This window comes from Parablastomonas sp. CN1-191, from assembly GCF_049354825.1.
In the GTDB taxonomy this organism is placed as follows: domain Bacteria; phylum Pseudomonadota; class Alphaproteobacteria; order Sphingomonadales; family Sphingomonadaceae; genus Novosphingobium.
In genome coordinates this window covers 1212817-1228448 of the sequence record NZ_CP186480.1, presented here as the reverse complement: position 1 = coordinate 1228448, position 15632 = coordinate 1212817, and the positions used below count along the sequence as shown (strand labels likewise).

Genomic DNA, 15632 nt, shown 5'->3' with positions numbered 1-15632 from the left:
GCGCGCCTGGCGGCGGCGCGCGGAGGGGTTGGGCTGGCACCGCTTTCGAGTGTTCGGTATGGTCGGGGTAGCCAGGCGCCGGCTCCGGCAAGGCATCCGTAATCGCCCGGAGGCTTTGCGCTGCGACGCGCCGATGGACAGCGTTGCCGGTGCGCCACAGCCTTAAAACGGAAAGTTCGCCACGCTTGACTGTGCGGCGCTTCCAAGGCAATCCCATGGTGCAGATGCCCGCTGAAGGCATCGCTGACGGGAGAGCGCTTGAACCGGGGTACGCCGCTCCGGGCCTTTTCCGTCTCACAGGGAGAGGTTCGACCATGGCCATGCGTACGCTCACGACCACCGCTTCGCTGATTGCCCTGCTGGCTTGGCCCGCGATGGCATCAGCCCAGACCGCGACCCCTGCCACCACGCCCAACAACGACGATAACGTCTCGGCGACCGAGATCGTGGTCACCGCGCAGGGCCGTTCGCAGGTTCTGTCGGACGTTCCCGTCGCCATTTCGGCCGTCAATTCGGAGACGCTGAAAAACTCGGGTGCCAACGACATCCGCCAGCTCAACCAGGTCGCCCCGTCGCTGCTGGTCTCCTCAACCGGGTCGGAAGCGAACGGCTCGGCCCGCATTCGCGGCATCGGCACGGTCGGCGACAACCCGGGCCTCGAAAGCTCGGTCCCGGTGTTCATCGACGGTGTCTATCGCTCGCGTTCGGGCATCGGGCTCAACGAACTGGGCGAAATCGACCGCGTCGAGGTGCAGCGCGGCCCGCAGGGCACGCTCGGTGGCCGCAACTCCAGCGCTGGCCTGATCTCGATCTATTCGAAGAAGCCGTCGTTCAACTTCGGCGGCAACCTCGAGGCAACCTACGGCAACTTCAACCAGGTCCGCGTCGGCGGCGCGATCACCGGTCCGATCAGCTCGACCGTGGCGGCGCGGTTCGACGGTGTCTACGTCCGCCGCGACGGTTTCTACAACGACCCGATCAACAAGACCGACGTGAACGACCGCAACCGCTATTTCATGCGCGCGCAATTGCTGTTCGAACCGAGCGACGCGATCTCGTTCCGCCTGATCGGCGACTACACCCACCGCGACGAAAAGTGCTGCGGCGCCACGTATGTCGACCGCTCGGTCAATCCCTACGTCGGCTATCTCAATGATCCGGCGGTGCCGCTGTCGGTCGGCGGGCTGCCGCCGGCGACCGGCAACAACATCATCAACGTGCTGCGCGACCTGGGCCAGCCGCTCAACCTGCTCAACGCCTCGGGCTACGACCGCACGCTGTCGGTTTCGCAAGGGCGCAGCTATCAGGGCAAGACGGACGATTACGGCGTCTCGGGTGAACTCAACTGGGACCTGGGCGGCGCCAAGCTGACCTCGATCACCGCCTACCGCCACTACAAGGCGGGCCAGGGCGGCGACATCGACTACAGCACGGTCGACATCCTCTATCGCGATCCCAATCCCGCCGCCAACTACCGTCAGTTCAACACCTTTACGCAGGAACTGCGCCTCAACGGCGAAGCCTTCGGCGGCAAGCTCGACTGGCTGGTCGGCGGTTTCTACGCGAACGAGAAGCTGACCGTTCACGATGATCTGCGCTTCGGTCGCAATTACGGCCGCTTTGCGACCTGCCGCCTGATTTCCGGCGGCGGCCTTGCCGCGCTCTATTCGCCCACGTCGCCAGGCTGCCTTGCCGCCCGTCCGGCGCTGTTCGGTGCGGCCACGCCGGCAATCTACGCCGCGATCGATCAGCTCGACGCGATCAACGACAAGGGCTCGATCAACGACCGCTACGCGCAGACCGACAACAACTGGGCGATCTTTACGCACAACATCCTGCACCTGACCGATCGCCTCGATCTGACCCTGGGCGCGCGCTACACCAAGGACAGCAAGGACTTCGGCGCCCAGTTCACCAACGACAACACCGGTTGCCCGGCGATCCAGAACCTGGTCGGCGGATTCCTCGGCGTGCCGTCGCTGGCGGCCGTCTCGGGCGGTTTGATCGGGCTTGGTTGCCAGGGCAACGCGACCTCGGAGCTTAACGGCCAGTCGATCACGTCGAAGCGCAGCGAGGATGAGTGGACCGGTACCGGCATCCTTTCGTTCAAGGCTACCGACGACCTCCTGATGTACGCCAGCTATTCGCGCGGGTACAAGGCGGGCGGCTTCAACCTCGACCGTTCGGCGCTCAAGTCCCCGATCCCGAGCTTCGCCTCGGTCGGCGGCGCGCAGGCGCTGGTCGGCAACCTGCAGTTCGATCCCGAACTGGTGAAGAGCTACGAACTGGGCGCCAAGTACGCGACCGGGCCGTTCAGCCTGAGCATGGCCCTGTTCCGCGAGGATTTCCGCAACTTCCAGCTCAACACATTCAACGGCTCGGTGTTCATCGTCCAGACGGTCAACGGCTGCTCGACCAGCCTCAACGGCGGCGACCGCGACCTCAGCGCGGCGACCGGTGCCTGCGCCACCGGCGACCTCACCTGGGGCGTCCGCTCGCAGGGCGTGGAGCTCGAGGCGGCGATGAACCCAAGCCAGTACCTGCGGGTCGGCGCAGGCGTCACCTATGCCCAGACCAAGTACAACGAGAACCTGGCCGGCAACCGCACCGGCGCGCCGCTTGATCCCGCGCTGCGCGTCCTGCCGGGCAAGAACCTGTCGAACGCGCCGGAACTGGTGGTCACCACCAGCCTGTCGTGGACGCCGCCGATCGGCGACAGCGGGTTGTCGGGCCTGGTCTACATCGATTCGCGTACAACCAGCGACTACAACACCGGATCGGACCTGTTCCCGCAGAAGGGCCAGGACGGCTATTCGATCGTCAACGCGCGCCTGGGCATCCGCGGTCCGGACGAGCATTGGTCGCTCGAATTCTGGGCCCAGAACCTGTTCAAGAAGGACTATGCGCAGGTTGCCTTCAACAGCCCGTTCCAGGCGGGCGGCGCCGGTGCACCGTTCGTCGATCCGCAGTACCCGGGCGGGCGCCAGATCTTCTCGCAGTTCCTGGCCGAACCGCGCACCTTCGGGGCGACGGCGCGCTACAAGTTCTGATCGCGCTCAATTCATAAAACGGGGCAGGGGGGCCGGCGTTCGCGCGCCGGCCCCTTTCCTTTTGACCGCAAGGCCCTAGCTTGCCGGCATGGCGCGCCGCAGGGACAACCAGCAACTGACCCCGGCGATGCGCCACGAAGGGCAGATCGATGTGCGCGCGCGCGGTATGCGCACCCCGTGGATAGAAGATATCTACCACCGGCTGATCGGACTGAGCTGGGTGCGGCTGGGCGCGCTGTTCGTCACCAGTTTCCTGGCCTTCAACATGGCTTTCGCCGCGCTCTATCGCCTCGATCCCACCGGGCTGGCGCTGGAAAGCACCAACCAGCACCTGCCCCTGTTCTGGCGCGACTTTTTCTTCAGCGTCCACACCGTCGCCACCATCGGCTATGGCAACGTCTATCCGCTGTCGATGTACGCCAACGGCGTGGTCGTGGGCGAGATCACGATCGGCATCTTCTTCTTCGCGCTGACGACGGGAATCGTCTTCGCGCGTTTCTCGCGGCCGACCGCGCGGATCCTGTTCAGCGGCGTGGCGGTCGTCCGCCGCATCGACGGGGTGCCGACGCTGATGCTGCGAGCGGCCAACCAGCGCCACAACCTGATCTATGCCGCCGCGGTCCAGGTCTCGGTGCTGCGCGACGAGACAATGGACGGGCGAACGATGCGCCGCTTCGTCGACCTCAAGCTGGAACGCAGCGCCACGCCGGTTTTCGCGCTGACCTGGACCATCATGCACCACATCGACGAAGACAGCCCCCTGCACGACTGGGTCGATCACCAGTCGCGGGTCGGCAATGCGGAGATCGTCGTCGTGCTGTCGGGCACCGACGCGGCGAGCGGGCAGGCCATCCACGGCCGCTATGCCTACCGGGCCGAGGATATCCGCTGGGACAAGCGCTTCGTCGACATTCTCAGCACCGATGCCGACGGCGTGCGCACGATCGACTACGAGCGCTTCCACACGGTGGAGGATTGACGGTGCGCGTTCTGCTGACCCTTGCCGCCTTGGCGCTGGCCGTGCCGGCTACCGCCAAGGCGCCGGCGGCCTCGGTTCCCGCTAGTGCGCCGGACGCCGCCACCCTTGCGGACCGCGTCGCCGCGATCCTGGCCGCGGCACCGCAGGGCACGCGTTTCGGCCTGCTGGTGGTCGACGAGGCAGGCCGCGAGGTCCTCGCTGTGGCACCGGACCAGCGTTTCATCCCGGCCTCCAACACCAAGCTGTTCACGACTGCGGCTGCCTATGCCCTGATCCCCGGGATCGCCGCGCCCGACCGCGACGGCGGCGCGGGCGTCGCGCTCGAAGGCGGCAATGTCGTGCTGTACGGGCGCGGCGGCGCGCGGCTGTCGAGCGCGGCGGACTGCAAGGTCGATTGCCTGTCTGCGCTGGCCGACGCGGTCGCCGCCAGGACCCGCAAGGTTCGCGACGTGATCGGCGACGATACCTGGTTTCCCGACCAGCGCTGGTCGCCGGGGATGAGCTGGAACAACATCGGTACCGACGACGGCACCGCGATCTCGGCGCTGACGCTGGACGACGATACGCTGACGGTTGCCGTGCTGCCGACCGAGCCGGGGCGCGCGCCCGTGCTGAGCGTTCCGGCATACCTGACGGTTCAGTCGTCAGCGGTAACCGCGGCGGCCCAGGGCGCCGACCGCATCGGGGTGGAGCAGCCGGTCAATTCGCGGATCGTGCGGTTTTACGGGGGAATACCCGCAGGGGCCAAGCCGTGGACGGGACGGCTCGGCGTCGACGATCCCGCGCTCTACGCGGCCTGGACGCTCGAGCAGATGCTCCGCGCACGCGGGGTCAGGGTGAATGGCAAGGCGCGCGCCCGGCACCGCCCGGTGGTGAGCGCGCAGCCGAGCGATCCGGCACTGCTCACGCCGGCGTCCGAACCGCAGTGGCTGGCCCGCACCGAGCCGGCCTCGCTGGCCGACGACGTAACCGAGATCAACAAGCACTCCAATAACGTTCACGCCGAAGTGCTGCTTCGCCGGCTCGGCCGCCTGACCGGCGACGGCTCGCTGGCAGACGGACTGGCCGCGGCACAGGGCGTGTTCGCTGCCGCCGGGATCGCGCGCACCGGCTACGATTTCTCCGACGGGTCGGGCATGTCGACGTACAACCGCATCAGCCCGCGCGCGGCCGTGGCGCTGCTGCGCTGGGCGGCCGGGCAGCCATGGGGCGCGGCGTGGAAGGCCTCGCTTCCGGTCGGCGGCGTCGATGGCTCGTTGGTACGGCGCTTTGCGGGGACGCCGCTGGCCGGCCGGATCTTCGCCAAGACCGGTACGCTCAACGCCAGCAACGGGCTGTCGGGTTACATGGTCGATGCCAGGGGGCGAACGCTGACGTTCGCAGCCTTCGCCAACGATGTACCGGGCGGCGGAGGGGCGACCGCGACGATCGACGCGGCGCTGCTGGCAGTCGCCGCGCGACCCTGACCCTTGTTGCGCGGCTGCAACATTCTTGCGCCGCGACCGCGAAAATCGCGCATCACCCACAGCGAGACGCAAGCGATGGCTTTCGCGCCGCTGCGAACGTGGTAACTTCGCTGTAATATTCGGGTTCAAGGGGGAATTTCCGACCATGACGTTTTCGCGCACGAGCCGCCTCGCCCTGGCGAGCGGCGTTGCCTTCTTCGCTCTTTCCACCGCCGCGCTGGCGCAAGATTCCACGCCGACGGCGGACAACCAGGCCGCCACCGATGGCGGCCGCGAAATCCTCGTCACCGGTTCGCGCATCAAGATCGACCCGGCCAAAAGCGCGGCGCCGCTGGAAGTGATCACGCCCGAGGTGATCGAGCGCAACGGCATCTCCAGCCCCGAACAGCTCAACATGTACCTGACGTCGAGCGGGTCGGGCGCGGACAACCTGGCCTCGAACGCCGACGTTACCAGCGGCGCGCAGCGCGGCACCAACGGGCTTTCGGCGGCCAATCTGCGCGGCCAGGGGAGCGCCGCGACGCTGGTGCTGCTTAACGGCCGCCGCGTTGCCGCACACGGGCTGACCGGCGGTGCTGTCGACGTGAACCAGATTCCGTTCGCCGCGATCGAGCGCGTGGAAGTGCTCAAGGACGGCGCTTCGGCCATTTACGGCACCGACGCGGTCGGCGGCGTGATCAATTACATCACCCGCAAGGACTACAAGGGCGTCGGCATGACCGCCACGACCGACGTGACCGAGCACGGCGGAGGCAACATCTACAGCCTGTCGGGCATTGCCGGTTACGGCGATCTTGGCACCCAGGGCTTCAACGTCATGGGCGCGGTCTCGTACCGCTGGAACGAGATCCTGCGCGGTTCGCAGCGCGATTTCGTCAACGGCAATCAGCCCAACCGCGGCCTGTCGGTCGACACGCGCGGCACCCCGATCGCGACGGTGTTCAACATCGGCGCCAACACCTTCCAGACGCCCGGCGGCACGCTGCTGACTGGCCTGACGCTGACCGCGCCCAACGGCGCCAACGCGGCATCGGGCGGCATCAACACCCTCGACCTGCCGGGCGGTGCCGGCTGCGAGTCGATGGACGGCGGGATGGCCTATGACGAGCAGCTGTGGAACACGCCCAGCGCGCAATATGCCTGTTCGTGGGATACGGGCCGCGCGGCGGTTATCCAGCAGCCGATCCAGACGCTGACCTACTACGGCCGCGCGACCAAGAGCCTTGGCGCGAGCGAGGCTTATCTGGAACTGGCCGGCTCCAAGGCGGATTCGGCCAAGAGCTTCAGCAACGCGCAGCTGTCTGCCAACACCACGAACCTGCCCTGGGCCTATCCGCTCAATTCGCTCACCAGCGCAACTTACAACCAGGTCTTCAACCAGATCCGCGCCGCCTTTGCCGGCAATCCGGCCCAGGTCGCGGCGCTCGACGCCCGTTATGGCAAGCCGATTTCGGGCCGTTGGCGCTGCGTGCCGTGCGGCCCGCGCGAATACGATACCGATACCAAGACCCTTCGCATTGCCGGCGGCGTCGACGGGCCGCTGCCGTGGTCGGGCTGGGATTACCGCGCCGGCCTGTCGTGGGCGCGGAGCGAAAGCTCCTCGCTTCTGGGCGGCGGCTACTACTACCGTGGCACGCTGGCCAATGGCGCGCCCGATCCGCTGGCGCCGATTGCGCCCGGTGCCACCCAGCCGGGCCTGCTGGGCCTGATCAACGCGGGTATCCTCAACCCGTTCTCGATCGCGCAGAGCGACGCCGCGATCGCCGGGCTCAATGCGATCTCGGCCGAGGGCACGACGCTTTACGGCGGAACCTACAAGACGCTACAGGCCGATGCTTCGATCTCCGGGCCGTTGTTCCGCCTGCCGGGCGGCGATGCGCAGGTCGCGCTTGGCGTCGACTATCGGCGCGAGACTTACGCGTTCAACGGATCCGCTGCCGCCGCCGCAACCGCCCCGGTGATCTTCCTGGCCGCGTTCGATAACGTCAACGCGCTGATGCCCAAGAACCGCAACGTCAAGGCGGCGTACGGCGAACTCAGCCTGCCGCTGCTTGACAGCCTGACCGTGACCGGCGCGCTGCGCATCGACGATTACACCGGCTTTGGATCGACTACCAATCCGCGCGTCACCGCGCGATTCGAACCGATCAACTGGCTGGCGTTCCGCGGTTCTTACTCGACCGCGTTCCGGGTGCCTTCGTTCAACCAGATCTTCAACGGCGTCACCCTTTCGCCCTATGCGGGCAGCGACATCGCTGATCCGGTCAAGTGCCCCGGCGGCGTGCCGACCAGCTCGTTCGGTTCGGGCCTGCCCTGTGCGCAGGTCCGGCCCGACATCGCGACCGGCGGCAACCTCGCCCTCGGGCCGGAAACCGCCAAGATGTACAGCGTTGGCGCCGTCCTTTCGCCGGCGCCGCGCTGGACCTTCTCGGCCGATTACTGGTCGATCGCCGCTGAAAACACGATCGTCACGCCGACCCTGCGCCAACTGATCGACAATGCCGCGCTGTTCCAGGATCGCTTCGCGCGCGACGGCAGTGGCACGCTGGTCACCATCGACGATCGCTGGGCCAACGCCGGTTCGCGTCGCACGCGCGGTATCGAGTTCGCGCTGCGCGGGGGCTTCCCGATGGGTGCCGGTTCGATCAACCTTGGTGCCGATGCCACTTACCTGCTGGAAAAGCGCGAGAAGGTCGTGCCCACCGCGCCGTACACCGATCAGCTGGGCGTGTTCACATACGCCGGCGACCTGGGCCTGCGCTGGAAGCACAATGCCTGGATCGGCTATTCGGATGATACCTGGTCGGCCACGCTGACGCAGATCTTCCGCGGCACTTACGCCAACCAGAAGCTGCCCGGCGTCGCCAACGGCACGGTCACCCGTCCCGACTTCAACGCCAAGGTCAGCCCGTACTCGATCTTCAACCTGTCGGTCAGCTACCTTGCGCTGCGTCCGAACTTCAAGATCACGGCGGGCGTCAAGAACATCCTCGATACCGATCCGCCGTTCGCGATCACGTACGACGGCAACACCGGCGCGGGTTCGTCGTGGGAACCGCGCGTCGCCGATCCGCGCGGCCGCGCCTTCACCCTGCAGGTCGAGGTCAAGTACTGATAACGGCTGGCGGCGCCTCTTTCGGGAGGCGCCGCTAGCGCGCCGCCAGCACGGCGGCAGCTGCCGCCAGCGCCTGCTCCGTGTCGACGTCGAGCAGTTCGCCAGGCTCCGCATCCATCGCCCGCGCGCCGATCCTGCGCAACAGGCGGTTGCCGCCGCTGTCGCCGTGCAAGCCCATCAGGGCGGGGTAACCGCGCGGTTCGAAACGGGCGGGCACGCCCAGCCGTCCATCCGGATAGCGCGCCGCACAAGCGCCTCGTGCAGCCATCAGCCGCCCCAGCAGCGCCGCCGTCACCATCGGCATGTCCGCCAGCATGATTATCAGCGCCGGCGCCGCGCGCTCGGCCGCGGCGCGCGCCGCGCAGGCCAGCGACGTGCCGATACCGTCAGCAGCCTCCGCGTTGACTACGACCGGCAGCGGCCCTGCCAGCCCGTCGTCGCCTGCCGGCCCGGCAATCCAGATCGCGTCCGCGCCGGGCATTCCCGCGGCAAGGTCGCGCGCCCATATGCCCAGCGGGCGCCCGGCGCAGGGCCGGGTCAGCTTGGCGCCGCCCATCCGCCGGCCGGCGCCTGCGCCCAGCACCGCGATCAGCGGGCGGGCGCCGCCAAGCGGGGCGGGGCGGGGCGGGACCTGGGCCATGCGGGCGGGCATAGACGCTGGCAAAAATTGCCACAATCGGCGCGTGGCCGGGAAACCGGCTGGCTTCGCGGCGGTTTCCGTTGCAGACTGCCACTGTGGCTTTCGGGTCCTGCCGCCTGCGCGCCAATCGTGGAGTCACGCGATGAACGATCCCTTCCCGTCGGTGACGCGCAGGGGCCTGCTGGCCTCTTCCGCCGCTACCCTGGCCGTGTCGACCGCTCTTTCCGGGCGGGCCCAGGCCGCCACCCCGCCAAGCGAGCCCGCCAAGATGCCCGTCACGATCACAGTTAACGGAAAACCGCACGCGCTGGACCTCGATCCGCGTACCACGCTGCTCGACACCCTGCGCGAACACTTGCAGCTGACGGGTACGAAGAAGGGCTGCGATCACGGCCAGTGTGGCGCCTGCACGGTGATCGTGAACGGCGAGCGGATCAATTCCTGCCTGACGCTCGCGCTCCAGCACGAGGGTGACGAGGTCACCACGATCGAGGGGCTTGGAACGCCGGGCAAGCTGCATCCGATGCAGGACGCCTTCGTCAAACATGACGGCTACCAGTGCGGGTATTGCACGCCGGGGCAGATCTGCTCGGCCGTAGCGATGATGGGCGAGGTCAAGCGCGGCATTCCCAGCCACGTCTCGCCGCAGCTAGGCGCCGCGATGCGTGCCGACAACATGGAAATCCGCGAGCGCATGAGCGGTAATATCTGCCGTTGCGGCGCCTATTCCAACATCGCCGAGGCGATTGCCGAAGTGGCGGGGGCCTGACATGCGCAGCTTCACATACGAACGGGCAAAGACCCCGCAGCAGGCCGCAACCGCCGTGGCCGGACGCCCCGGCGCCAAGTTCATTGCCGGCGGCACCAACCTGCTCGATCTCATGAAGCTGGAGATCGAGAGGCCGACTCACCTGGTCGACATCCAGGACGCAGGACTGGGCGCGGTGACCGACACCGCCGACGGCGGCCTTCGCATCGGCGCCTTCGTCAGCAACACCGCGCTGTCGGCCCACCCGCGCGTGATGCGCGATTACGCGGTCCTGACCCGGGCGATCCAGGCCGGAGCCAGCGGCCAGCTGCGCAACAAGGCGACCACTGGCGGCAACCTGCTGCAACGCACGCGCTGTCCCTATTTCTACGATCCGAACATGCCCTGCAACAAGCGCAAGCCGGGTTCCGGTTGCTCCGCGATCGGCGGGTTCTCGCGCCAGCTTGGCGTAGTGGGCGTATCGGACTCCTGCATCGCGACGTATCCCGGCGACATGGCCAACGCGCTGGCAGTTCTTGGCGCGGCGGTCGAGACGGTCATGCCCGACGGGGCGACCCGCAGCATCGCGATGGGTGATTTCCACCGCTTGTGGGGCACGACGCCGGAGATAGAGACAGCGCTGCAGCCCGGCGAGCTCATTACCGCGGTAACGCTTCCAAGGCCGCCCGGCGGCAAGCACATTTATCGCAAGGTGCGGGACCGCGCCTCCTACGCCTTTGCAATCGTCTCGGTGGCGGCGGTCATCCAGCCCGACGGCAGCGGCCGCGTCGCCTTCGGGGGCGTAGCGCCGCGCCCATGGCGCAGCGACGCTGCCGATGCCGCGCTGCCGACCGGCGCGAAAGCGGTCGCCGCCAAGGCATTTGCGGAGGCGACGCCGCGCGATGACAACCGGTTCAAGATTGCGCTGGCCGAGCGGACGCTTGCCGGCGTGCTGGCCGAAGCGAGGAGCTGAGACCATGAAGCTGGAGGCACCGGTCGGAAAGACCATCGTCGACGATCCGAAGATCATCGGCAAATCGACCCGCCGCATCGACGGCCCGCTCAAGACGACGGGCACCGCGCCCTACGCCTATGAGCGTCACGGCGTCGCCGCCAACCAGGCTTATGGTTACATCGTCGGCGCCGGGATCGCGCGCGGCACGATCGCATCGATGGATGTCGCCGCGGCGCGCCAGGCACCCGGCGTCCTTGCAATCGTGTCCGCGCTCGATACGCCGCCGCTGGGCAAGAGCCAGTTCAACGATGCCCCGCTGTTCGGCGGTCCGCGCGTAACCCACTACCACCAGGCGATCGCCTGCGTGGTGGCCGAAACGTTCGAGCAGGCTCGCGCGGCCGCGGCACTGATCCGCACCACGTATGAGCGCGAGAGCGGGCAGTACGAGCTCGCCAAGGTCAAGGACGGCGCGAAGATCGCGCGCGGGTGGACCGTGCCCGAAGACGTCGTGCGCAACGGCGATTTCGCCGCCGCGTTCGCCGCCGCGCCGGTCAAGCTCGACCAGACCTACACCACGCCCGACCTCAGCCACGCGATGATGGAGCCGTTTGCCACCATCGCAGCCTGGCAGGGGGACAAGCTGACGCTGTGGACCAGCAACCAGATGGTCGCCTGGTGCCGCAAGTCGATGGCCGACCTGCTACGCATTCCCGAAGCCAACGTACGGGTCGATTCCCCGTTCATCGGCGGTGGTTTCGGCGGCAAGCTGTTCGTCCGTGCCGAGGCGGTGCTGGCGGCGCTCGGCGCCAGGGCGGCGCAGCGCCCGGTGAAGGTGGCCATGCAGCGCCCGCTGATGATCAACAACGCCACGCACCGCCAGGCCACGATCCAGCGCGTCCGCATCGGCGCCGACAAGGATGGCCGCATCCAGGCGATGGGGCACGAATCGTGGTCCGGCAACGTGCCCGGCGGCGGGGCTGAAAACGGCAGCGCGCAGACCCGTTCGCTCTACGCCGGGGCGGCCAACCTTACCGCCAGTTATATCGGCGAACTGCATCTGCCCGAAGGCAACGCCATGCGCGCGCCCGGTGAAGCGGCCGGCCACCTCGCCCTCGAAGTGGCGATGGACGAGCTGGCCGAGACGCTCGGGATCGATCCGGTTGAACTGCGCATCCGGAACGAGCCGGAAACCCCTCCGGGTGCTCCCGACAAGCGCTTTTCCGGGCGCCACCTGGTCGAATGCTTGCGTCAGGGCGCCGACCGGTTCGGCTGGTCGCAGCGGGCGGCACGGCCCGCCAGCGTGCGCGACGGGCGGTGGCTGGTCGGCATGGGCGTGGCGGCAGGCTATCGCGGCGCGCCGACGGCGAAGTCGTCGGCGCGGGTCGGCATCGATGGCGACGGCAAGATCGTCGTGGCGACCGACATGACGGACATCGGCACCGGCAGCTATACCATCATCGCCCAGACCGCGGCCGAATGCATGGGCGTCCCGCTCAAGGACGTAAGCGTGTTCCTGGGCGACTCGCGCTGGCCGGTGTCATCCGGTTCGGGCGGGCAGTGGGGAGCGACGTCGTCCACCGCGGGGGTCTACGCCGCCTGCGTGGAACTGCGAAAACTGATCGCCCAAAAGTTCGGGTTCAATCCCGAGACTGCCGCTTTTGTGAACGGCAAGGTGAGGGACGGCACCGCCTCGCACCGTCTGGCCGATGCCGGCGCGCTGAGCGCGGAAGGGACGATGGAATACGGCGCTTTCCAGGACGGCTACGACATGGGCACCTATGCCGGCCACTTTGCCGAGGTGGCGGTTGACGCCTATAGCGGCGAGGTTCGCATCCGGCGGATGCTGGCGGTCTGCGACGCGGGCCGGATCATCAATCCGCTATCGGCGCGCAGCCAGGTCATCGGCGCGATGGCGATGGCGGCCGGGGCAGCGCTGATGGAGGAATTGGCGATCGACAAGCGCTTCGGATTCTTCGTCAATCATGACCTCGCGGGTTACGAAGTACCGGTTCACGCCGACATTCCGCACATGGAGGTGGTATTCCTCGATACCCCGGATGACGTGATCGGGCCGCTGCGCGCCAAGGGCGTGGGCGAGCTGGGGATCTGCGGGCCCGGCTCGGCAATCGCCAACGCGGTCTACAACGCCACCGGCGTGCGCGTGCGCGACTATCCGATCACCCTCGACAAGCTGATCGACGGATTGCCCGCGATCGCGTGACCCGTCAGCCGCGCAGCGCCTCATAAGCGGCGGTAATCTCTGCCAGCACGGCGAGGGCCAGCGCCTGGGGCGATCGGCTTCCCGGCGGGGTGCCGATCGGGCTCCGCACACGCGCCAGGTCGTCTTTGTCGATACCGGCTGCGCGCAGGGTCTCGATCCGGGCGCGGCGCGCCTGCGCACCGCCCTGCGCCCCGATGTAGAACGCGTCCTCTGCCAGCGCCTCGCGCAGCAGTGCGATCTCCCACTCGTGGTCGTGGAATAGCAGCACGATCGCGGTCCACGGGTCGGCGGGGGCAAGGCCGCTGGCCTGCCCAAGCGCCAGGGCAGACTTGTCAATTGCGGTTACCGCGATTCCTGCCGCGGCCGCGATGTCGGCGAAGGCAGCCAACTCGGGCCCTTCGCCAAAGGCGCGGACCGCCAGCGCGGGCAGGTAGATCCGTTCGGCCAGCAGGGCGTTGGCGGGCAGGGGCAGCCGCGCCGGCCGCCGCTGCTCCAGCGCGAGCAGCGCGGCCCGGCAGGCCGGCACGTCGGGCGCGGGGTCGATCAGGATGTCGAGCCCGCCGCCGCAGGGCAGGCGAAAGTCGATTACGGGCGATCCGGTACCGTAGCGCCGCAGCGCCGCCACGCCCAGCGAGCGGCTGTCGCTGGCGAGCTGGCGTTCCAGGCAACCGTCCGACAAGCTGCCGGCGATCGAACCGTCGGCGCGGATCGCCAGTTGCGCGCCGACCGGGCGCGAAAAGCTGCCGTCGATGCCCACGATCGTGCACAGCGCCGCGCCCTTGGCAGCGGCGATCAGCGCCTGCCGGTCAAGGTCGGCAGAGCCGGCGGGCTGGGCGGTGGGCATTGCGGTCACTTCCGGTTCTTGTTGCGCGGCGCGGCTATTGGCAAGGGCGACGCGCCGCGTTGCAACCACGGGGCGTCCTGCGGCTTATACCTGAAGGACGCGCGGCGCGATCACGGGACGAACCCTTCATGAAAATGCGAACCCTTGGACAAGGCCTCGAAGTTTCCGCGCTCGGCCTTGGCTGCATGGGGCTGAGCTCCGGTTACGGCCCGGCGACCGACCGGGCCGAGGCGGTCGCGCTCATCCGCGCCGCCGCCGAGCGCGGGGTAACCTTCTTCGACACTGCCGAGGCGTACGGACAAGGCCTTAACGAGGAGGTCGTCGGCGAAGCGCTGGAACCGCTGCGCGACCAGGTCGTCATCGCCACCAAGTTCGGCTTTGCCGGCGGCGTGCCGGCGCAAGGGCTCGATAGCCGTCCCGATCGCATTCGCGCGGTTGCCGACGCGGCGCTGCGCCGGCTGCGGACTGACCGGATCGACCTGTTCTACCAGCACCGGGTCGATCCCGCGGTGCCGGTTGAGGATGTCGCGGGCGCGGTCCGGGACCTGATCGCCGCGGGCAAGGTCGCGCACTTCGGCCTCTCCGAAGCGGGCGTGGACACGATCCGCCGCGCCCACGCGGTCCAGCCGGTCACCGCGCTGCAAAGCGAGTACTCGATGTGGTGGCGCGAACCGGAAGGCGGGATTTTCACCGTCCTCGCCGAGCTGGGCATCGGCTTCGTCCCCTTCAGCCCACTCGGCCGCGGTTTCCTGACCGGCGCGATCGCCGCCGATACGACGTTTGCGCCCGGCGATTTTCGCGCCAGCGTGCCCCGCTTCGCCGCCGATGCGCTGGCCGCCAATCAGGCGGTTGTCGCGCTGGTAAAGGCGGTCGCGGCGGCAAAGGGGGTGACTCCCGCGCAAGTCGCGCTGGCCTGGCTGCTGGCACAGAAACCGTGGATCGTGCCCATCCCCGGCACGACCAGACTGGCCCGGCTCGAGGAAAACCTCCATGCCGCCGACGTCATGCTGTCGGCGGAGGAGATGGCCCGGATCGACGCGGGATTGCGCGCGACGTCGGTTGCCGGCGATCGCTACTCGCCGGCCCAGCAGGCGTTCATCGATCGCTAGGCCCAACCCGCCGCGCCGCGCTTTTGCACTAGGCAAGGCGCGCCCGAGCCGCGAAAGCGGCGGTCGGCAAGCCGCGCATTCCGCCGGCGCGAACGGCGGACGACGATAGCGATGCAGGCGGCACCACAACACGAAGCAGGCGCGTTCTCTGTCCTGGTGGTGGAGGACGAAATGCTGATTTCGTTCATGCTCGAAGATTTCATTGCCGAGGCTGGACATGCGTTGGTTGGCCCCTGTGCGACACTGGCCGAAGCGCAGGCCGCAGTCGCCGAGGGCGGCTTCGACGCCGCGCTTGTCGACCTTTCGCTGCCCGACGGAACGACCGAACCGGTAATCGAAGCGCTTGCGGCGCAGGGTGTTCCCTTCGCGATCATGAGCGGGCGCAGCGACCAGCGGCTCGAACGCGACGCGGTCGGGCTGCTGGCGAAGCCGTTCACTTACGATGATTTCGCCGCGATGCTGTCCGCCCTGGTCGCGGCGCGCCGGGATCGCGCAGGGTTATGAT

The 15632-nt window shown here is 68.1% G+C and carries 11 protein-coding genes; 9 read left to right on the top strand and 2 right to left on the bottom strand.

Translation table 11 applies throughout. The annotated features are described in order from the left end of the window. Nucleotides 1–320: 320 nt before the first annotated feature. From ACOYW6_RS06100 to ACOYW6_RS06085, 4 genes are all read left to right on the top strand, one after another. Nucleotides 321–3050 (top strand): TonB-dependent receptor, encoded by a 2730-nt coding sequence (locus tag ACOYW6_RS06100; protein ID WP_423142918.1) that lies wholly within the window; start codon nt 321–323, stop codon nt 3048–3050. An 88-nt stretch (nt 3051–3138) separates the two neighbouring features. Then, nucleotides 3139–4029 carry an ion channel gene (locus ACOYW6_RS06095; RefSeq protein ID WP_423142917.1) on the top strand — a complete coding sequence of 297 codons (891 nt, stop codon included), beginning with the start codon at nt 3139–3141 and terminating at the stop codon, nt 4027–4029. A 2-nt stretch (nt 4030–4031) separates the two neighbouring features. Beyond that, the gene (gene dacB, locus ACOYW6_RS06090) at nt 4032–5495 is read left to right on the top strand and encodes a D-alanyl-D-alanine carboxypeptidase/D-alanyl-D-alanine endopeptidase (RefSeq protein WP_423142916.1); all 1464 of its coding nucleotides are present in this window, start codon (nt 4032–4034) and stop codon (nt 5493–5495) included. Between the two features lie 145 nt (nt 5496–5640). Further along, nucleotides 5641–8610: a TonB-dependent receptor domain-containing protein gene (locus tag ACOYW6_RS06085; RefSeq protein WP_423142915.1), complete on the top strand. Its 2970-nt coding sequence runs from the start codon at nt 5641–5643 to the stop codon at nt 8608–8610. 34 nt (nt 8611–8644) lie between these two features. On the opposite strand, the gene ACOYW6_RS06080 is transcribed toward ACOYW6_RS06085, so the two are convergent. Beyond that, nucleotides 8645–9250, bottom strand: coding sequence for an NTP transferase domain-containing protein (locus ACOYW6_RS06080; RefSeq protein WP_423142914.1), 606 nt, complete (start codon nt 9248–9250; stop codon nt 8645–8647). Nucleotides 9251–9392: 142 nt separating this feature from the next. Between ACOYW6_RS06080 and paoA the strand changes: the two genes are divergently transcribed. The 3 genes from paoA to paoC are packed head-to-tail and all read left to right on the top strand — an operon-like array spanning nt 9393 to nt 13174. Next, complete coding sequence (gene paoA, locus ACOYW6_RS06075; protein WP_423142913.1) at nt 9393–10019, top strand: aldehyde dehydrogenase iron-sulfur subunit PaoA; 627 nt, start codon at nt 9393–9395, stop codon at nt 10017–10019. Nucleotide 10020: 1 nt separating this feature from the next. After that, nucleotides 10021–10971, top strand: a complete 951-nt coding sequence (locus tag ACOYW6_RS06070; RefSeq protein ID WP_423142912.1) for an FAD binding domain-containing protein — start codon at nt 10021–10023, stop codon at nt 10969–10971. Nucleotides 10972–10975: 4 nt separating this feature from the next. Next, nucleotides 10976–13174, top strand: coding sequence for an aldehyde oxidoreductase molybdenum-binding subunit PaoC (gene paoC, locus ACOYW6_RS06065; RefSeq protein ID WP_423142911.1), 2199 nt, complete (start codon nt 10976–10978; stop codon nt 13172–13174). Between the two features lie 4 nt (nt 13175–13178). Here the strand turns inward: paoC and ACOYW6_RS06060 are convergent, their stop codons facing one another. Next, nucleotides 13179–14018 carry an XdhC family protein gene (locus ACOYW6_RS06060; protein ID WP_423143074.1) on the bottom strand — a complete coding sequence of 280 codons (840 nt, stop codon included), beginning with the start codon at nt 14016–14018 and terminating at the stop codon, nt 13179–13181. Between the two features lie 128 nt (nt 14019–14146). Here ACOYW6_RS06060 and ACOYW6_RS06055 point away from each other — a divergent pair, with 128 nt between their 5' ends. Then, nucleotides 14147–15127: an aldo/keto reductase gene (locus ACOYW6_RS06055; protein ID WP_423142910.1), complete on the top strand. Its 981-nt coding sequence runs from the start codon at nt 14147–14149 to the stop codon at nt 15125–15127. A 171-nt stretch (nt 15128–15298) separates the two neighbouring features. Beyond that, a complete protein-coding gene (locus tag ACOYW6_RS06050) occupies nt 15299–15631 on the top strand; it encodes a response regulator (protein ID WP_423142909.1) in 333 nt (110 codons plus the stop codon). Nucleotide 15632: the final 1 nt, after the last annotated feature.